Origin of the sequence: Microcoleus asticus IPMA8 (genome assembly GCF_013179805.1) — a bacterium.
Taxonomy (GTDB): Bacteria; Cyanobacteriota; Cyanobacteriia; order Cyanobacteriales; family Microcoleaceae; genus Microcoleus; species Microcoleus asticus.
The window spans coordinates 1-20,765 of sequence record NZ_SRRZ01000085.1; the positions used below are offsets into that span (position 1 = coordinate 1).

A 20,765-nucleotide genomic window follows, 5' to 3' on the forward strand; every position below is an offset into this window, starting at 1 on the left:
TGCATCTAGATGTATATTTAGTTATACTAACCAGTGGGTTAGGTTAACCGTCCCTGGATATTTCTATCCATTTAGATTAAACGAATCGCACTACTCATTGAATTATAGCTTATGCTGACCACATCAAGTTTGTTAATCCGCGGCGCTCGCGTTCTTTTGCCCAACGGCGAGTTTTTGGTAGGGGACGTGCAAATCTGCGATGGCAAAATTGTTCGGGTTGCTCCGTCCATTGCCGAATCGGGCGATCGAGAAATAGATGCGAAAGGCTTAACTCTGTTACCCGGAGTCATTGACCCCCAGGTACACTTCCGAGAACCGGGTTTAGAACACAAGGAAGACTTGTTTACCGCTAGCTGTGCTTGCGCTAAAGGCGGCGTGACTTCATTTTTGGAAATGCCGAATACGCGACCCCTGACAACCACCCAAGCTGCCTTAGATGATAAACTAAGTCGCGCTGGCGAGAAGTGTTTGGTTAATTACGGCTTTTTTATTGGTGCAACAGCCGAAAATTTGCCGGATTTGTTGACTGCGAATCCGACTCCGGGAATTAAAGTTTTTATGGGTTCGATGCACGGCCAGCTTTTGGTGGATGGAGAAACAACTTTAGAGGCGATTTTTGCCAAGGGCGATCGACTAATTGCCGTACACGCCGAAGACCAAGCTAGAATCAATCAAAGGCGTCAGGAATTTGCCGGGATTTCCGATGTTGCCGTGCACTCGCAAATTCAAGACAATCAAGCAGCTTTATTAGCAACTCAGCTAGCCTTAAAACTTTCTAATAAATATCACCGCCGTCTACACATTCTGCACCTTTCAACTGGGGATGAAGCCGAGTTTTTGCGTCAGGAAAAACCGAGTTGGGTAACGGCGGAAGTGACGCCGCAGCATTTGTTGTTAAATACCAGCGCCTATGAAAAAATTGGCAGTTTAGCTCAAATGAATCCGCCTTTGCGCGAACCCCGCGATAACGAAATACTTTGGCAAGCTTTACTCGACGGCGTAATTGATTTTATCGCCACCGATCACGCGCCGCACACATTAGCAGAAAAAGCTCAAGATTATCCGAATACGCCGTCTGGAATGCCGGGAGTCGAAACTTCTTTGCCTTTGATGCTGACGCAAGCAGTAGAGGGAAGATGTACAGTGGCGGAAGTTGCTAATTGGATGTCGGCGGCCGTTGCTAAGGCTTATAAAATTCCCAACAAAGGGTCGATTTCTCCGGGGTTTGACGCTGATTTGGTATTAGTAGATTTGGATAATTATCGACCTGTGGTGCGAGAAGAAATGGTGACAAAGTGCGGCTGGAGTCCTTTTGAAGGTTGGAGTTTGACAGGGTGGCCAGTTGTGACTGTTGTTGGAGGAAAAGTTGTTTTTGAAAATGGCAAATTGGATACAAATGTGAGGGGAGAAGCGTTGACATTTGACGCTGAGTAAGCATGAATTTAACTCAAGTGTTATAATTGGGTATTCCTGCATCGCAAAGGCGATATTACCCATGCTTCTCCAAGAACTAGAAACACAACTCCTGGCCTTAACTCCGACTGAGAAAGCTGAAGCCATCCGGCTTTTAACCCAAAGTTTAAATAATAGCTGGCCAGGAATTACCAAAACTCCCGACGTTTGTGGCGGCGATGCTTGCATTGCCAAAACTCGCATTCCTGTTTGGCTGCTTGAAAGTTTTCGCCGCGAAGGTTCAAGCGATGCCGAACTTTTACAATTTTATCCCCATCTAAGCGCTGCCGATCTAGTCAATGTTTGGACTTATGCTGATGCACATCAGGAGGAAATCGAACAAGCAATCCGCAAGAATGAGGAAGCCTGAGTCATGCTAAATTTGTATGCAGACGAACAATTTCCTTTGCCAGTTGTGCAATTGCTGCGCGCTTTTGGTCACAATGTCCTCACGGTTCAGGAAGCAGGAAAAGCAGGACTTGGGATTCCAGATCCAGAGGTGCTAGCATTTGCTATAAGCAACGATCGAGCTGTTTTGACATTAAATCGATTTGATTTCATCGGACTGCACAATCGACAGCCAGGCCACGCTGGTATTATTGTTTGTACCAAAGATAGGAACGTAGAAAAGTTGGCAACACGCATTAATGATGCTATTGCTGGTGAGGAAACTTTGAGAGGTAAATTGATTCGAGTCAACCGCCCGCCGCAGTAAGTTCGATCGGATTTTCTTAAATTTCCAATTGCCAATTCAATAAGTCCCCATTACCAATTACTTCAATTTGCCGCCCGTTATCTAGATAACTCAAATAAATTTGCAAATAATTCTCTGGTTTGTACTGCAATCTTTCCGCCCATTCGATCGCCACAATTCCCAAATCCCTTTCTAATCCGTCCCAATAACTCTCTAAGTGTAAAGCTTCGGCTTCTTCGGGTTCGAGTCGATACAAATCGAGATGGTACAGCGGAACTCGCCCTGCAAAATACTCGTTAATCAGGGTGAAAGTAGGACTTTCGATCGAGTCTGAGATTCCTAAACCTTCAGCGATGCCTTGAACCAAGGTAGTTTTGCCAGCACCTAAATCTCCTTGTAATAAGATTACAGTGCCTGGGGGGAGCGATCGACCTAATGATACGCCCAACTTGCGCGTAGCTTCAGCATCTGGAAGAGAAAGTATCATCTTAGTCATTAGTTATTAGTCATTAGTCATTAGTCATTAGTCATTAGTTACTCGCTTGGGGCTGCTAATAACAAATAACATTAGTCTGCACCGTCAACAGTCAACAGTCAACAGTTAACAGTTAGCAGCTTAAATGTTCTGGGCGCGGCCGTACCAACGCAGCAACATCCCCGCCAACCTTTGAGAATTGTGGCGAATTAAACCCGTATTTTTATCTTCATCCATCACATTTGCGATGACAATTCGCCGCCCCAATTGCGTTACGGCTTCTCGATCGAGCACAACCGGATAAGAATTCTCCTGAGAATAGCGGATCAAAGCTTTTGCAGAAGGGACTTTTCCCTGAACTACTACAGCATCGAACAGTGGCCGGCCGCAAGCGCGGTCGATCGCCCGAATGTGGTCTGCAACACTGTATCCGTCAGTTTCCCCCGGCTGAGTCATAATATTGCACACATAAATGCGCGGAACTTCGCTGTTGGCGATCGCATCAGCAATTTCCGGCACTAACAAATTCGGAATGACACTCGTATAAAGACTGCCTGGCCCAATAATAATAAAATCCGCTTCCCGAAGCCCTTGCACAGCCCTAGGTAAGGCCGGAGGATTAGCAGGAGTACAGCCTATTTTGAGGATTTTTCCGTTAGCTTTTGTAATGCTGGACTCCCCCTCAATCCTGCGGCCGTCAGCGAGTTCTGCCCACAAAGACACGTCGCTCAGAGTAGCCGGCAGCACTTCTCCCCTAACTGCTAAAACTTTAGAACTCGCGGCGATCGCCTGTTCCAAATCTCCAGCAATATCGCTCATCGCCGTCAAAAACAAATTCCCAAAACTGTGACCCATCAAACCGTCACCGGCCTGAAAGCGATATTGAAATAACTCAGTTAATAACTTTTCCTCATCTGCCAAAGCCGCCAAACAATTGCGAATGTCTCCCGGTGGCAATACCCCAATTTCCCGTCGCAGCCGCCCGGAAGACCCCCCATCATCAGCCACCGTGACAATAGCAGTGATTTTGGCGCTGTAATCCTTCAATCCCCTGAGCAAATTAGAAAGGCCCGTACCGCCTCCAAGTGCCACAATTTTCGGCCCGCGGTGCAAGCGGCGGTGGTTGAGGAGTCGATCGACCAATTCCTCATTCCCTTCGGGCATCAGCACTTGAGTAATAGAGTTCAAACTGCGAGTTTGCCCCCACAGAATTAACAAAATCCCGCCAACAATGATGAGCGGCCCCGACACGTAATTGGGAACAACTTCGGCAATCCACGCCAAAAAATTTCTCAACAATTGCAATAAGAAGAAAATGGGAGTCATCCCAGTCCAAATCGCTAAACCCAAAGTGGCAAGTACCACGCCGCTGGCACTGATCAGCAGCCACCGTTTCACCAACAGTCCGGGGGCTAACCACTTAAACCACTGGTGAACTCGCCCGTTCCGCAAAGAAGGGGGGTAAGGATTTCTGGATTGGGCAAAAACCTGCTTGGCTTTAGCCAAGACGCGGAGGGCTTTAGGAAGTGAACTAATTGACATGGTTAATTAGTCTTAAGGGTATTGGAACAGCTCAAGCTGACAAATTTACAATACAAGAGAGTTTTGATTCTGGCAGTCAATTTAAGTCATTAGTCATTAATCATTAGTCATGAGTCATTAGTCATTAGCTAGACTGATGACTGAGGACTGATAATTTATTGATAACATCCTATGGCTGAGCCACTAATCGAACTCAAGGGGGTAAGTAAGTCCTTCGGCCAGAACCCGATCCTCGATCGAGTAGATCTGAGGATTTATCGGGGAGAGGCCCTGGCAATTATTGGCCCTTCCGGGACGGGGAAATCTACGATTTTGCGGATAATTGCGGGTTTGTTGGCCCCGGATTCCGGTGAGGTTTTCGTTCAGGGACAGCGCAGGGTCGGATGGGTGGACGACGTGGCAGATCCGATCGGAATTGGGATGGTGTTTCAGCAAGCGGCTTTGTTTGATTCGCTGACGGTGGAGGAGAATGTCGGTTTTTTACTTTACCAGCATTCTAAGCTGCCGCGCCGCCGCATTCGGGAATTGGTGGAGGAAAAGTTGGAGATGGTGGGTTTGCCGCGAATTGGCGAACGCTATCCGGCGCAGTTGTCTGGGGGAATGAGGAAGCGGGTAAGTTTTGCCCGCGCCATCATGGCGAATCCTGATAATGACAGGGATAATCCAGAGGTTTTGCTGTACGACGAACCGACGGCGGGTTTAGATCCGATCGCTTCGACGGTAATTGAAGATTTAATCCGCGAGTTGCAGGCGGCCCAAGGTGTTTGCAGCACTTATGCGATTGTCACTCACCAAGACAGTACCATCCGCCGCACTGCCGATCGCATCGTGTTTCTCTATCGAGGCCAAGTGCAGTGGGAGGGAACTGTCAGCGATATTGCATCAACAGATAATTTGCTGATCCGACAATTTTTTAGCGGCAGTGTTACTGGCCCAATTCAAGTGATTGGATAGTCAATTGTTATCAGTCATTAGTCATTAGTCATTAGTCATTAGTTATTAAAGCTGAGGGTAATATGGCTACAAAAAGTTTTCAGAAATTGCGAGTTTATAACTTATCAGAACGACTAGCTGATGAAATTTGGAAAGCTGTTAACACTTGGGAGCCATTTGCCAAAAATACGATCGGCCAACAAATTGTCCGTTCAGCCGATAGCATCGGTGCTAACATAGCAGAAGGAGTCGGACGAGGCAGCTATCAAGACAATAAACGTTTTGTCAAGATAGCTAGAGGTTCTTTATATGAAACTCAACATTGGTTGAGACGAGCTTACACTCGAAACCTTTTAACTGTTGAACAAGTCAATATATTCACAGCAATCATTAATGACTTAGCTCCTAAATTAAACTCCTACATACACTCAATCGGATCATCCCCCTAAAAATCACGAGCAATAAATCACAAACAATAACTGAGTTCTAACAACTAACAACTAATGACTAACAACTAGCAACTAATGACTGATGACTGATGACTGATGACTAATGACTGATGACTAATGACTAATGACTAATGACTAATGAGGTAATATGCGATCGCGAACTGTAAGAGAAGGTTCTGTCGGGTTCTTAATTTTAGTAGGAATCGGTTTATTTGGTGGCTTAGTGCTCTGGCTGCGGGGCGTGCAGGTAGGCAACCGCAGCTACAAATTTGCCGTAGAATTTGCCAGCGCCCAAGGAATGCAAATAGGCACGCCCATCAGGTATCGCGGAGTTGCTGTCGGTAAAATTACCGCCCTCAAACCGGGTTCCAACGGCGTAGACGTGACGCTGGAGATTGCCCCCGGTACTTTAGTGATTCCCCGGGATGTGGTGATCGAAGCGAATAAATCCGGTTTAATTGGCGAATCGTCGATCGACATTACCCCCAACTCGATTTTGCCAGAATCCTTACTTACCGCCAATCCAGTTAGTGCCGACTGTCCCCCAGAGATTATCTGCCAAAATTCCCGCTTAAAAGGTCAAGCTGGAGTCACTATCGACGAACTCATTAAATCCACAGTCCGGCTAGCTAATTTCTACACTGACCCAGCTCTGTTTAATAATATTAAATCTCTGGCAGAAAATACAGCTAACACAGCTAAAGGCGCAGCTAAACTCACTCAAGATTTATCGAATTTAACTCAAACGACCCAAACCGAAATAAAAACTTTAAATCAATCTGTAAGGGGAGAGATTAGCAGCTTAAATCAATCTATAAAAACCGATTTAACAAGTTTAAATCAATCATTAAAGGGAGAAGTCAATAGTTTAAATCAATCATTAAAGGGAGAGGCAAGCAGTCTAAATCAATCGCTTAAAGGGGAAATATCAGGAGTCGCCGCTGATATTTCTAAAGTAGCAGCTACGGCGGACACTTCCACAAAAGCCGTATCTGCCGCTGCGATAAATTCTGCTAATTCAGTAACTCAAGCAGCCAATCAAGTTACATTAACAGCCAACCAACTTAATTCTTTAGTAGCAACCAACCGCGCCAGTTTAGTTTCAACTCTGAATAACATCAATCAAAGCAGTCAGGAACTGCGGGTAGCTGTCAGCAGTTTGAGTCCGACAATTAATCGAATCAACCAAGGACAGTTGCTGAACAATTTAGAAGTTTTATCAGCGAATGCAGCCCAAGCTTCTGGTAATTTGCGAGATTTATCCAGCCAGGTAAACAATCCGGCGACTTTGCTATTATTGCAACAAACTCTAGATTCTGCACGAGCTACATTTCAGAACGTCCAGAAAATTACTTCCGACGTGGATGATTTGACGGGAGATCCGGCTTTCCGCAACAACATTCGCAGGTTATTCAACGGATTAGGAGGCTTATTAGGTTCGACAGAACAACTGCGACAGCAAGTTAAAGTAACTCAAACATTAGCTCCCCTTTCTCAGAAAGTAAATGCGAGTAAAAATGCCAGAAATCCATCAGTGGAACCTGGATTTCCTCAATTGCAAAAACAGCCAAAATTGCCTGTTATACCTTCTCAAACTGCCAGTTCAGCAGAACAAGTTACTCCAGAAAATACCCCTTAAAAAAGGGTATCATTGAATAAGCGCAATTGCACAAGATTCGCGAGCGACTCTAGTTAGTAACCAGCGCAATACGCACCCCAATTACACCTAGTTAATAAGGTGCGAAAGTCGCACCAGGCATTAAAGTTATTGTCCAAATCCTATTAACAAAAAACTTTTTGTATCGAAATAAGGAAAACCAATGACGCAAACATTATCGAAACCGGACGCAACCAAAAACCAGTATACTATAACTTGGGAAAAATTGCCAGATGAGTTTAAATTACCAGACGATCCTGTGGAAAACATCGACCAACCACTTTTAGCCACGGCCCTCCGAGAAGCCTTGGATATCGCAGGATTTATCCTAGCTTTAATGCTAATAGCTTCCAATTTTCGACTCTGTGCCAAAGTTAACGAAAAAACAGTAGTAAAAGCACTGGATTGGGTGTACGTTCCCTCGGTATTGCCAACAGAAACAGGAGAAGTGAGCCGCAGCTATACGCCCAATGCTGAGGCAGAAGTACCCGCAGTAATGATGGAATTTTTATCGGATACTGACGGCAGTGAATATTCAAATAAACCGACATATACTTACGGGAAATAGCGGTTTTATGAGCGAATTTTGCAAATACAGATTTATGTAATTTTTGAACCTAAATCGGGAGTGTTAGAAGTGTACAGACTCTCGACTTATGAAGAATACAAATTGCAAGAACCGGATGCTAATCAGCGATTCTGGATAGAATCAATGGGTTTATTTCTGGGGATTTGGGAAGGTAAAAAATCTCAGAGAACGGGTTATTGGTTGTGCTGGTGGGATGAGAATGGCAATTTGCTGCTGTGGGGTGCGGAACGGGTGGAACAGGAACGCCAGAGGGCCGAAGAGGAACGCCAAAGGGCCGAAGAGGAACGCCAGAGGGCCGATCGACTAATGGCATACTTGAGAAGTCAGGGTATCGATCCTGATGGCATTTGAAGGTGCGGAAGGTCGATCGATTTTCGATTTTCGATTGAATAATTGGGAATCAAGGAGCCAGAGCTATCGATTTTAGAGTTTAGATTTGCGATTGTCGATTGGGAATTAAGGAGCGCCATGACTGCAACAACATTAGAAGAGAAATTAGCTCAGCCGTTGCTATTTCCCGGGTTAACCTGGGAACAATTCAAAACCTTAGAACCGATGCTCGATCTTCCAGGGGTTCGGCTGTTATTTTTAGATGGGATACTGCAGATTCAGAAAATGCCTGGAAGAAAACACCAAACAGCCAAGGGACGTATCGGTGCGTTGGTAGAAACTTACATGATGGCGGCAGGAATCGATTTCACCCCTAAGGAGTCTCTGACATTAGAAAATGAATCGCGACTGGTGAAGTGTGAAGCCGACAAGTCTTACGAATTGGGTACTGACAGAGAACCTCCAGATTTAGCGATCGAAGTAGTCGTCACTAGCGGCGGAATTGATAAGCTAGAGGCTTACAAACGGCTGCAAATCCCTGAAGTCTGGTTTTGGGAAAACAGCCGACTGTCTCTGTATGCTCTCAGAGAGCAAGCATACGAAGATATTGCAAGTTCCCAATTGCTCCCAGAACTCGATATTGGTTTACTCGTCAGGTGTATTAATATGCCGAGTTATGTTGAGGCAATTAAGGAATAAAAAAGGGCGATAGATCTCAATACTACTAACAGGAATATAGCTATCAATTAATTACTGAAAGTCACCGTAAAGTGTTGCAACTCCGTTGATAAATAAATTAAAAACTTATTGTTTTTGCTCGGAAGATAATTGATAAAAATTACTGCTTTCTGATGAATTAGCCTCAGCACTAGAAGCGGAACGCCAGCGTGCTCATGAACTCGCATCTTTGCTAGCGTGTTACCGAGTCGGTTTGGCGAATTGCCTGAGAGTAACGGCTAAAAAGTAAGGGTGCGATCCCGCTTCACCGAGCTCGCCCGCGTGTTATTGTTACCTAAATGTCCTTGACAAATCTCAGGTTTTGTGTAAATGCTAGAATTGCTCTCAAATTTTAAATGGCGAAAGGCGATGGTTTTGCGATCGAACTTGGGCAATCTAGATATAGGCGCTTCTTGAGTGCCTGGAAAACAGCGAAACCAAGAGTTATCAATGGAAAGTACACAGAAAAAATCTAGTGCTCGTCCGGTTCATCGGAGCGATCAAATTAAGCAGATTTTTGCGTTAGTATCAATGGTTGGCTTTGGTGGTTCTGCGATTTTTGGTATTTTCAGTCTGTTCAGCAGCGGTTTGAGCAGCCAGCACCAACAAAAGCCGACGCCTGTGGCTGTTTCTCAGGAGTCTTTGCTGGCGGCGCAGGAACGGGGATATGAAACGGTTTTGCAGCGGGAACCGCAGAATCAGACGGCTCTGGAGGGATTGGCAAATGTGCGGTTGCAGATGAATAATCAGGTGGGGGCGATCGAGCCTTTGGAGAAGTTGGTGAAGCTAAATCCTGACAGAGCTGATTATAAGGCGCTGTTGAGGCAGGCGAAGGGGAAGAATTAGGCGAGCGGTCAATTTTGTTAGTAAGATAGATTGAAAATCCTTAAATTGTATGTAGCTTCCTAATTAAAATACCCGACTTAGTTTCACAAAACGAAGGATTGAATATGGGCATAGTACGCATGGGACCACCAATAGAAATTATCTCCCAACTCAAAGCAGCTTACGGGATTAATAATTTTATTGAAACAGGAACCTATCAAGGTTATACAGCATACTGGGCAAGCCAAGTATTTGAACAAGTTTTTACAATAGAGTATTCTCAAGACCTTTATCAAAAAGTTACCGCCAAATACGGTCATATCAAAAACATAGACTTTTTGTACGGTGATACCAGAAACCTTCTCGATCGTACAGTATCACAACTTCAAAGCCCAAGTTTATTCTGGCTAGACGCTCATTGGAGCGGAGGGCAAACCTATGGAGAAATCGATGAGTGTCCCTTACTCGCAGAAATCGAAATAATCAACCGATCCGACTGCGACCACTTTATTTTTATTGATGATGCCCGATTGTTTTTATCTCCTCCACCGCTGCCCCATTCACCTCAACAATGGCCGGATATTAGCGCAGTATTAAATTTGTTAAATTCAGGAAAAAACAGCAGGCATATTGTAATTATTGATGATGTTATTATTGCTATTCCGGCGCTGGCAAAAGAACTAATTGTTCAGTATTGCCAAGATTGGCTCACAACTTTAGGCAATACAGGCAGCGGGAAACAGGAACAAAATTATCAAAGCACTGGGGTGTCTCCTAATAATATTAATCAGGGAGAGTCTATCAATAACTATGAATTAAAGATTATAGAAAATTTTATTGCTTCCGGTAATGTCGTTTTCGATATTGGCGCAAACATAGGTAGCTGGACAAATCAAGTATTAAAGATATGCCCCGACGTTAAAATCCATTTGTTTGAGCCCGCACCGCCTATATATCAAACACTTCTACAAAACCTGGCTGAACCGATTAAAAGCGGTCAACTCGTGTTAAACAACTTGGCAATAGCACACCAACAGGAAATCAGGGAATTTTATTACTACGATAAATTTTCTGGATGGAGTACATTTCACCGGCGATTTGAAATCGAAAAACAATATAATATTCAGTCGCCTCAGCCATTTCAGATTTTAACAGCTACCCTTGATGATTATGTCCAAACAAGTGGCATAAAGCGAATTAATTTCTTAAAAATTGATACAGAAGGTGGCGAACTAGAAGTTCTTCGCGGAGCAAGTAACCTCTTGCAAAAAGGCAAAGTAGATTATATTCAGTTTGAGTATGGCGGAACATTTGTTGATGCCAACATCACATTAAAAGAAGTATTCGAGCATTTACAAAAATTTCGTTATACAATCTTTAAAATACAGCCCAATGCTTTACAACCCTTACCCGAGTTTTTACCAGAATATGAAAGTTACGAGTATAGCAACTTTTTAGCGGTGAACGAGAGGTTCACAGCTTTGATTTTTAGTCAAGCACCAAATCTGCTCGATTTGCAGGATCTTTGCGGAAAACATTCTGTTGCACCGCGCGGCATTATTCACATTGGGGCACACGAAGGCAAGGAAATTGCAACATACCGAGCAATGGGGGTGCAAAGGGTACTGTTTGTTGAAGCCAATCCTGCTGTCTTTGAAAGTTTGAAAACGAATATAGCGGGTTTTCCTAACGTGCTAGCGGTCAATTGTGCAGTTAGCAACATCAACGGCACAAGCACATTGTATGTAACTTCTATGGATCAAAGCAGTTCTATCTTACCATTGAAGGAGCATCAAAAGTTTTATCCAGAAATCAAGGAAGTTGAGCGTGTAGTTGTGGAGTCGAGAACTCTGGATACACTTCTAGAAGAACTTCAAATTGATGCCGCAGAATTTAATATATTAAACATTGACATTCAAGGTGCAGAGTTGTTGGCTTTGCAGGGAGCAACGAAGGTTCTCAAACATATTGAAGCAATTAACACGGAAGTTAATTATGAAGAACTGTATGAAGGCTGCGCTTTAATTGACGAAATCGATGATTTTCTGGAGATGTGGGGTTTCGATCGCGTAGCAACTACAACACCGTTTCATCCATCTTGGGGCGATGCGTTTTATGTGAAAAAGCCCGCAGTCACAATGTCCACCCTGGGTAGAAACGGACGGTTTGCCAATCAAATATTTCAGTATGCCTTCTTGAAAATCTATGCCAAAGAACATAACTTGAAAGTAGAGACGCCAGCTTGGATTGGTCAATATCTCTTTGGTTGCAATGATTCGCCCATTTCTCAAGAGTTACCCACAGTTTCCGAACCCACCAATAAATTGTCAGCAGCTAGCATACCTAATGCCAAAGAAATCTTGAAAAATGTGAACTTTTGGGGTTATTTTCAATATCACACAAAGTATTACAAACCCCACCAAGAGTATTTCCGCTCCCTGTTCAAACCTGTACGGGAAATAGAAACGAAAATGAAGGAAGCGATCGCTCGTCTGCGAGCGCGCGGCAACACCCTCGTTGGTTTGCACTTGCGGCGGGGAGACTACGGCTACGAAGATTTTTTTATAGCACCGAGCGAATGGTACAAGGAATGGCTAAAAGGTTTGTGGGAAACCCTGGACGAACCAATACTATTTATTGCCAGCGATGAACCGGAAAAAGTTTTAAGTGATTTTGAGGAGTATAATCCGGTCACAACCAAAGATTTAGGTTTGGAGTTACCGGAAGCAGAATTTTATCCCGATTTTTATTTATTAAGCCAGTGCGATATTGTAGCAATTTCAAATAGCTCATTTTCCTTTGCAGCTTGTATGCTCAATGAAAAAGGCAAATTTTTATTTCGTCCGCACTTGTCTGCGGAAAAATTAATTCCATTTGACCCCTGGGATAGCGAACCGATTTTGCCAAATTATATGCCTATTCATTTTTTTACAATAGTTCTCAACGGTGAACCTTTTATCCATTACCACATAGACGTTTTGCAGCAACTACCTTTTAAATGGCATTGGCATATTATTGAGGGAGTAGCGGAGCAAAAACACGATAGTGCTTGGATGCTTACCTTGGGGGGAAAAATTACTGATGAACTTCACTGCCGGGGTCGCAGCAAGGATGGTACATCAGAGTATATAGATGAAATAGCACGGCTATATCCAAAAAATATTACTGTTTATCGCAAGCCAGAAGGTATTTTTTGGGATGGAAAGCGTGAAATGGTAAATGCACCGCTGGAAAATATTAAAGAGGAATGCTTGCTGTGGCAGGTGGATGCAGATGAACTCTGGACAGCCGAACAAATTTATACGGCGCGGCAGATGTTTATCAATCATCCAGAAAAAACAGCAGCTTTTTATTGGTGCTGGTATTTTGTTGGAGAAAATCGGGTAATTAGCACTCGCAATTGTTATGCTCAGAATCCTCAACAAGATTGGTTGCGTACTTGGAGATTTAAGCCGGGAGCTTTTTGGGCCTCTCACGAACCTCCAAGATTAGTTGAAGCCTTGCCAAATAGTGAGTGTCGCGATGTTGCAGCAGTAAACCCTTTTCTGCATGAAGAGACTGAACAGCAGGGTTTGGTATTTCAACACTTTGCTTATGTGACGCTAGAACAACTGCGATTTAAACAAATATACTACGGCTATAAAAATGCAGTTGTTGAATGGATGGCACTGCAAGCCCAAACACAATTTCCAGTGCGGTTGGGCAATTATTTTTCGTGGGTTCAAGATGAAACAATGGTTGATACAGCAGAATCTTTAGGTATCGCACCAATAGCGCAACGAAAAAGAGAGAAAAATATGTGGCATTTTGTGCGGCAAAACAAGCGCCAAAGACAAACAGCTAGTGTGGAAAAATTTACGCCAAGGGTTATTGTTGACGCCGTGTTTTTTCAGCTTTACAATACGGGAATTGCTCGCGTGTGGCGATCGCTCTTAGAAGAGTGGGTGACGCAGGATTTTGCCAAACATATTATTGTCCTCGATCGCGCGGGAACTGCACCAAAAATTCCTGGCATTGCGTATTGCCCGGTTCCTGCTTACGACTATGAGAAGACGGATAGCGATCGCGAAATGCTCCAGCAAGTCTGTGAGGAACTGGAAGCTGACTTATTTATCTCAACTTACTACACAACGCCACTATCAACACCTTCCGTCTTTATCGCCTATGACATGACTCCTGAAGTCTTTGAGACAAATCTTGATGAACCCATGTGGCGCGAGAAACATTACGGCATCCGCCACGCGTCTGCATACATTACGATTTCCCACAATACAGCATCAGACTTATTAAAGTTTTTTCCTGATATTGCCCCAGAGTTAGTAACAGTCGCTCATTGTGGAGTTCGCAAAAATTTATCGCCAGCTAGTCCAGAGGAGATCGAGAGTTTTAAGATTAAATACAATCTCTCAAAGCCATACTTTATGATGGTTGGTGCGGCAGGCGGTCATAAAAATGCATCATTATTCTTGCAAGCTTTCGCGCAACTGCCAAATCAACCAGAATTTGATATTGTCTGCACAGCTCACAGCGCTTTAACCAAGGATGAGTTTGAACCTTACACTTCAGGGAGTACAGTGCATAAGCTTCCCCTCAGCGATGAAGAGTTAAAAGCAGCTTTTTCGGGTGCTGTTGCGCTGGTTTATCCGTCCCAGTATGAAGGCTTTGGCTTGCCGATTTTAGAGGCAATGGCTTGTGGATGTCCAGTGATTACTTGTCCCAATGCTTCTATACCTGAAGTGGCGGGAGAGGCAGCTTTATATGTTCCGGATGATGATGTTGAAGCAATGGCGATCGCACTTATTAACATTCAAAAGCCAGAAGTGCGCGAAGCTTTGATAGCTGCCGGAATAGAGCAAGCGAAAAAGTTTTCCTGGTCAAAAATGAGCAAAGAAGTCAGTTATGCTTTGATTCAGGCTAGCCTATTGCCTCTTCAACTTAGAAATATTAATTTCATTACTTTCCCTGACTGGGAGCAGGCAGAAGAAACTCTCTTTTTCCAAATAGAAGAGGCAATTGGGAAGGTAATAACACACTCAGATAGTAACAACCTCAATCTTTTAATTGATACCAGTAATCTGACTGAAGCTTCAGAAATTGATGCAAATTTAGTCGTTTCGGGCGCAGTGATGAGTCTTCTGATGAAGGAGGATACTAATATTAGCACAGCGCCCGAAATTACTATTCTTGGAAGGCTGAGTGAAGTACAATGGAAAGCTTTGTTGTCTCGAATTCAGGCTCGCATCTCTATGGAACGTGAAAATATACAGGCGATTGCTCATACTCAAGCACTCGCTCTGCCCCTCTATCCTGACAAAAATTGCGAGATAAGCGGAGAGCAAGTAGAGGCTATATTGATGGATTCTTCTCGTGACTTGACGGATAAATATACGGACTATGTTTATCATAATTGCCCTAGTCTGGATGCAAATTCTCTAGCTCGTGTGGCGACAATCCTTGAAAGCACCTGCTGGGAAGAACCTACCTCTAGCAGAGACTTAAACAACGTTGCAGTATTAGCTTTGATCGTAGCAGAACAGTCTGAGGACTTATCAGAGCGCCAACTGTATCTCAATATGGCTTTAGAAGCCTTAAACCAAGGAATAGAGCAAGATAGCTGTCCTCTCTGTATAGCTCATTTAGCTCTCCTCTTGACGATGACTGGAGAAATACCACAAGCTATAGAACTTGCTTTTCCTGCTTTTATCAACACCGTCCCCAATGTTTACAGTACCACAGAGAAACTTCCCTCTGCACTGGTTTACCTACCTTCACCGCGCAACAGTTTGGTTAATACTCTGGCTGAGCAATTGACACCTTTACTTCAAGCAAGAGATGCTTATACTCAGGCATTTTTACTTTTAAGCGAGGTGCTATGTCGAACTCACCTTGTATTTTATGGAGCAGGTGGACTTCGACTACTGAATTTAGCAGACAAGATTTTACCAGATTCGAGTTCCATCAAGTTTAAACTAGGAGTTTCGTGCATGGTTAACCATTTAATGGAAGGACTTTTATACCTGCACCAAGCCAAGCAGCTAGCGCCAGAGTCACCGCAGATTTTTCAAGCTCTCTACCTCGCTTATCGAGATCGACAGGATAGAGATTCAGCTAGCTACTGGCTAAATGAGGCTCGTGAATTTTATAAAAAAGAGCCTACTTCTCCTGATTGGAAATGGACTACGTTAGGAGTAAATTCTTCTATCACTTACCTGCATATTGAAAAGGAGCTATTATTAGCCGTTGAGCCTAGCTTTCAGAGTATTGTAACAGCCGTCCTGCTTGCAGAGGGAGATTGGTTTGAACAGGAAATGGAATTTTGGCGGAATTCCCTCAAACCTGGCATGACAGTTATAGATGTTGGCGCAAATGTGGGAGTCTATACCTTTACTGCTGCGCGACGAGTGGGACCTAAAGGTCGCGTACTAGCAGTTGAACCTTTTTCAGGTTGCTTGCGCTGCTTGGAAGAAACCTGTAGAATTAATGAGTTAGATTCGGTAAAAATATGTGCTGGAGCTGCGAGCGATCGCATTGGTACAGCACGATTGCATCTTTACACTGCTAGCGAATTAAACGAAATTGTTACGGGCGATGTGGAAAAACCAGTGCAACTTGGTTCCTTTGAAGAAGTCCCATGTTTTACTTTGGACAGTTTAGTTGAGCAGCAACACGTCAACCGAGTTGATTACCTTAAAATAGATGCAGAAGGACACGAAATGTCAGTTTTAATAGGTAGCGAAAAAATATTATCGGAATTTTTTCCTATCATCCTCTATGAAAATATCGCTGTGAGCAAAGCCAGTAATTTACCTGTTGCTGATTATCTTAAAAGCAAAGGGTATAAACTCTTTCGCTATCAACCTTACGCCCAGGAACTAATTCCTATAAACTCATCTGACGAGTTGGAGGGAAACCTAAATGTTATCGCTGTTCCTGAGAGCAAAATATATCTCATTTCTCAATCTTAAAAGTACATTTCAATTAAGAAAGTAAGGAAAGTTTAGGCTATGTCAGCATTTCTCCCCAGTTTAAAAAAAAGCGGTCATTTAGATCGCATTCACATGACAGTTTGTAACGTTGGCTCTCGCAAAATTAGTAGTCAAGATGAGTATAGTCAGAAAGGCTGGGGAATATTTGCACCACATCTGACTATTTATGGATTTGATGCTGATGCTGATGCTTGTGAGGCTAGCAATAGTGCTCTGGAAGCTCAACCAATAAATTGGACAGAAAAACATATTCCTCTAGCGCTAGCAAATTCGGTAGGCGAATCTATACTTTATGTAACTAAGCATCCCATGTGTAGCTCTCTGTATCCACCTAATGAACCTTATCTTGAGCGGTTTTCAGGGTTGTCAGAATTAGTCAACTTAGATTTTTATGTGGGAATAGAAACAACTACATTAGATGAGTTTTGTCAAAGTGAAGGCATTGAGGAAATCGACTTTTTGCAAATTGACGTTCAGGGCGCAGAATTACAAGTGTTACAAGGTGCTTCTCAAATCTTGGGAAAGTCTATTCTTGCTGTGCAGGCTGAAGTCGAGTTTTCACACCTCTATAAAAATCAGCCTTTATTTGCGGACGTTGATATTTATCTCAGGGAACAAGGATTTACTTTGTTCGATTTAGATAAAGCTTATCGCTTGCGGAGCCTATCTCCCATTAGTTCAGCAGTTCGCGCTGGACAGTTATTATACGGAGATGCTTTTTACATTCGGGATCTGATAGAGGAGAGCCTGGAAAACAATCTAAAAACACCAGATAGAATTCTAAAATTAGCTTGCATTGCTGATATTCTTAATTTCCCTGACTATACTCTGGAATTATTAGAGTATTTAACTTTCCACTATGGCAGCAATCCCAACTACAACTTCGCTAACAACATCGTCGAAATTCTGGCTCAATTCCCGCAGCTAGTCAACAGAGGAATAACTTCTCTCCCTGCTGTTTCCCGAATTGTAGATTATATTGATGGTTATGATATTGACTCTCTCATCCCCAGTGAAGCTGATATTACCACTAAAGACCAGCAGGAACCACAAATCGATCCTATGGAGGTGTTCCACTCCGATGAATATCTGCGACACAACCAGAGAAGATTAGAACATTTAGCAAGCTTAGGATTAGATATTGTAGGGAAAACTGTACTCGAACTTGGAGCAGGAATTGGCGATCATACAAGCTTTTTTCTGGATCGAAGCTGTAAAGTAGTTGCCGCAGAAGGTAGACCACAAAACTTGGAAATACTTAGATCGCGTTATCCTGATGTTGAGACAATACAACTAGATTTAGATACTCCTGATTTAAAAATAAATCAGCAATTTGACATTGTTTACTCCTACGGGTTGCTGTATCACTTGCAAAAACCTACTCAAGCTATCGAGTTTATGGCTCGCAGTTGCCAAAAGATGCTCCTGCTGGAGACGTGCGTTTCGTTTGGCGAAGAAGAAGCTATCAATTTTTGCAAAGAAGTAGCAGATTTTCCATCGCAAGCTATATCAGGTAATGGATGCCGACCTACTAGAAAGTGGGTGTACAATCAACTAAAGCAATACTTCGAGTTCGTTTATATGCCTATAACCCAACCTAACCACGAACAGTTTCCTATTGATTGGACTTTATCTTCATCGAAAACATTGGTTCGCTCAGTATTTATTGCTTCCAGACAAGAGTTGAACAATCTCCTTTTACTTGAAGATATTCCCTTGAAGCAACAGCGCCATTGAAATTTGAACGTGGATTCTACAGCGTAGATTTTGAATTTGGATACTCGGAATTGTATAATTCCTCTACAAAAGATCCTTACTCCTGCTGATAGTTTTCAACATATATCTGCCACATCTGCTCGTAAGCTTTTTCCAGCTCTCGCGTAAATTGCTTACCATTCCACAGCGGAGCCGTTTGTCGTGACTGGCGCAGTTTCCAGGATATTTGCTGCCGCAAAACGGCATCTTTCCCTAAACGAATTCCCCATTCTATATACTCTTCATCAGTCCAAGCAATCCCTTCCGAAATACCAGCATTCATCATCATCGTGTAGCTGTTACGAGCAGCAAACTGTTCTCCAACTCGCGTCACTAAAGGAACGCCCATCCACAGCGTTTCCATTGTGGTTGTAGCTCCATTGTAGGGATAGGTATCTAGTACCACATCTGCAATGGCCAAATTAGCTCGGTGCTCTGCTTCCGATCCTGCCAATGCTAAAAATCGCAGGCGATCGGCTCCCACTCCCTCTGATTCGGCAACTTCGACAAAAAACTTTTTGATTGATTCTTGATCCGCCAAACCTTTAATTAAAAAGTAACTATTCGGTACTTCTTTAATAATTTGCATTTGCAGCCGTGCTGTATCGGGATGATACTTATATCCCCTCTGAGCGCTAAGATAAATCACAGCATCACTGCCAATATCCAAGTGATCGCGTCGCAGCGTTGGCACCCCAACCTCAAAACCATCGACTGCTATGTAAGTTTGAGGCAAACGCCAGATTTTTTCCGTATAGTAGTCTTGAGCCGACTCTGGCAAGACGTAAGGATCGGCAATATAGTAATCAATAGTTGGCACACTCGACGCATCCCAACCCAACCAACTCACCTGAACAGGTGCTGGTTTAATAGCCATAGCTTCACAAGTATTACTCAGCGTCATACTATCGAGATCGACTAAAATATCAATTTCATCTTCATAAATTTTCTCCGTAGCTTCCTGACTCTCTAATCCTATTTTATAAGCTTTATCAACTTTGCTAATGTACCAATCTTCTACCTTGTCGCGACTCATTTCAGAGCCAAGCAGGTAAATATTTACTTCAAAGCGAGATGGATCGCGGTACTCAAACACCCATCGGGCTAACCACCCCACAGAATGGCTGCGTAAGCAATGAGAAAGATACCCAATCTTCAAACGTTTACTAGGAGGATCTATCTTGAGAAGGGGCGATCGCCGCTGGCGATATTTCTCCACTTTCTCCTTTGCATAATTTTCAACATTTAATTGAGCAAGCTGAGTTACCTGGCGACGAAGTTGTATATTTTCCTGTGGGATATCCTTAAAGTATGGGAAAAAAAATACAGAAACAAATAAACGAACAGTAGCACTCTCCATCAGGGATGTCGGTTGCTCCTTTATCAAAGACGCTAACAGGGATTTCTGCGTTTCTAAGGCTAAACAAAATTCATCCCAATATCCACCGGCACTCCTGAAACTACGCATCAGCAAGAAATTAGCATAAACTTTATTTGCTAAGCCTTCCATAACTGAATAGCACAACTTAGCAGTTTCTATTCCTTTAGTATACTCGGTACTATCTTGATAAAAAGAAGACAAACTACCCAGTAATTCTGGATTTAGAGGCTCCACACGCAAGGCTAATTCAGTAAATCTTGCTGCTAACTCAGATCGCCTTGCAGAGTAGGAAATCTTATAAACAAACGGGATCAAAATTGCCAAAAAAGTTTGGGAGTCTTTGACGTATCTTGTACAGGCATCCGTCAACTCAAAGGATGATGGATACAAAGGAGCACGGTCTAAAACATTCTTCAACACTTGCATCAATAGCTCAAAGTCTACCTCGTTCGCTTGTTCTGACTTTAGTAGCTCAATGATGCCCGTATCTGCCAATTCCTCTCCTGTATATACCTCCAGCATGGTGGACAGCCCGATCAAATGCAACAGGTTGTTGATATCTGTAGGATTAATTTCTTTGATATGCTGCCGAATTGCCCAAGCCACCGGATAATCACCCAGATCCCGCTGTCTATCTGCCTCTGTTTCCAGAACCTGTATTAGCTCCTGGGTCCACAGATCTATTTCTTCCGGCTCCCCCTCTGCTACTCCCAACAGCCAAGTAGTCTGAGCTTCTACTTCTTGTCCCTGCAAGAGCAACATCAACCCTAACTGCCAGTAGTGGGACTTGATGCCTGGTTCGTCTTCAATTGCCTGTTCGTAAAGCTTCGCAGCCTCAACGTAATCTCCTTTAAGCAGAAATTGATGAGTTTTTTGCTGCCAATGAGATCCTAAAGCCGATAAATCACTAGAAACCATATATTAAGCTGTTCAAAGCAGTTTTTACATAATCAATTTTTACATAATCAATAAGAGCGGGT

13 protein-coding genes and 1 pseudogene are annotated in these 20,765 nt (G+C 43.3%); 11 read left to right on the top strand and 3 right to left on the bottom strand.

Annotated features, from left to right (window positions below; translation table 11 throughout):
• Nucleotides 1-111: 111 nt before the first annotated feature.
• From E5S67_RS21000 to E5S67_RS21010, 3 genes are all read left to right on the top strand, one after another.
• The gene (locus tag E5S67_RS21000; protein ID WP_172190335.1) at nucleotides 112-1,434 is read left to right on the top strand and encodes a dihydroorotase; all 1,323 of its coding nucleotides are present in this window, start codon (nucleotides 112-114) and stop codon (nucleotides 1,432-1,434) included.
• Nucleotides 1,435-1,495: 61 nt separating this feature from the next.
• Complete coding sequence (locus E5S67_RS21005) at nucleotides 1,496-1,822, top strand: DUF433 domain-containing protein (RefSeq protein ID WP_172190336.1); 327 nt, start codon at nucleotides 1,496-1,498, stop codon at nucleotides 1,820-1,822.
• 3 nt (nucleotides 1,823-1,825) lie between these two features.
• Nucleotides 1,826-2,167 (top strand): DUF5615 family PIN-like protein, encoded by a 342-nt coding sequence (locus tag E5S67_RS21010; RefSeq protein WP_172190337.1) that lies wholly within the window; start codon nucleotides 1,826-1,828, stop codon nucleotides 2,165-2,167.
• Nucleotides 2,168-2,183: 16 nt separating this feature from the next.
• Here the strand turns inward: E5S67_RS21010 and tsaE are convergent, their stop codons facing one another.
• Both tsaE and E5S67_RS21020 read right to left on the bottom strand, forming a co-directional pair.
• Entirely contained in the window at nucleotides 2,184-2,633 is a 450-nt protein-coding gene (gene tsaE, locus E5S67_RS21015; RefSeq protein ID WP_172190356.1) for a tRNA (adenosine(37)-N6)-threonylcarbamoyltransferase complex ATPase subunit type 1 TsaE, read from the bottom strand.
• Nucleotides 2,634-2,762: 129 nt separating this feature from the next.
• On the bottom strand, nucleotides 2,763-4,163 hold the full coding sequence (locus E5S67_RS21020) for a gluconeogenesis factor YvcK family protein (protein WP_172190338.1): 1,401 nt from the start codon (nucleotides 4,161-4,163) through the stop codon (nucleotides 2,763-2,765).
• A 171-nt stretch (nucleotides 4,164-4,334) separates the two neighbouring features.
• Here E5S67_RS21020 and E5S67_RS21025 point away from each other — a divergent pair, with 171 nt between their 5' ends.
• The 8 genes and pseudogenes from E5S67_RS21025 to E5S67_RS33515 all read left to right on the top strand — a co-directional run bounded on the left by E5S67_RS21025 (nucleotide 4,335) and on the right by E5S67_RS33515 (nucleotide 18,386).
• A complete protein-coding gene (locus E5S67_RS21025; RefSeq protein ID WP_172190339.1) occupies nucleotides 4,335-5,117 on the top strand; it encodes an ABC transporter ATP-binding protein in 783 nt (260 codons plus the stop codon).
• A 62-nt stretch (nucleotides 5,118-5,179) separates the two neighbouring features.
• Complete coding sequence (locus E5S67_RS21030; protein WP_172190340.1) at nucleotides 5,180-5,545, top strand: four helix bundle protein; 366 nt, start codon at nucleotides 5,180-5,182, stop codon at nucleotides 5,543-5,545.
• Nucleotides 5,546-5,693: 148 nt separating this feature from the next.
• The gene (locus E5S67_RS21035; RefSeq protein WP_172190341.1) at nucleotides 5,694-7,184 is read left to right on the top strand and encodes an MlaD family protein; all 1,491 of its coding nucleotides are present in this window, start codon (nucleotides 5,694-5,696) and stop codon (nucleotides 7,182-7,184) included.
• A gap of 181 nt (nucleotides 7,185-7,365) precedes the next feature.
• A pseudogene (locus E5S67_RS21040) lies at nucleotides 7,366-8,142 on the top strand (Uma2 family endonuclease).
• A gap of 117 nt (nucleotides 8,143-8,259) precedes the next feature.
• Nucleotides 8,260-8,820 (top strand): Uma2 family endonuclease, encoded by a 561-nt coding sequence (locus E5S67_RS21045; protein WP_172190342.1) that lies wholly within the window; start codon nucleotides 8,260-8,262, stop codon nucleotides 8,818-8,820.
• Between the two features lie 468 nt (nucleotides 8,821-9,288).
• A complete protein-coding gene (locus E5S67_RS21050) occupies nucleotides 9,289-9,684 on the top strand; it encodes a tetratricopeptide repeat protein (RefSeq protein WP_246276901.1) in 396 nt (131 codons plus the stop codon).
• Nucleotides 9,685-9,803: 119 nt separating this feature from the next.
• Nucleotides 9,804-16,628 (top strand): FkbM family methyltransferase, encoded by a 6,825-nt coding sequence (locus E5S67_RS21055; RefSeq protein WP_172190343.1) that lies wholly within the window; start codon nucleotides 9,804-9,806, stop codon nucleotides 16,626-16,628.
• Nucleotides 16,629-16,667: 39 nt separating this feature from the next.
• Nucleotides 16,668-18,386, top strand: a complete 1,719-nt coding sequence (locus E5S67_RS33515; protein WP_246276902.1) for an FkbM family methyltransferase — start codon at nucleotides 16,668-16,670, stop codon at nucleotides 18,384-18,386.
• Nucleotides 18,387-18,462: 76 nt separating this feature from the next.
• On the opposite strand, the gene E5S67_RS21070 is transcribed toward E5S67_RS33515, so the two are convergent.
• The gene (locus E5S67_RS21070) at nucleotides 18,463-20,703 is read right to left on the bottom strand and encodes an O-linked N-acetylglucosamine transferase, SPINDLY family protein (RefSeq protein ID WP_172190344.1); all 2,241 of its coding nucleotides are present in this window, start codon (nucleotides 20,701-20,703) and stop codon (nucleotides 18,463-18,465) included.
• Nucleotides 20,704-20,765 lie beyond the last annotated feature (62 nt).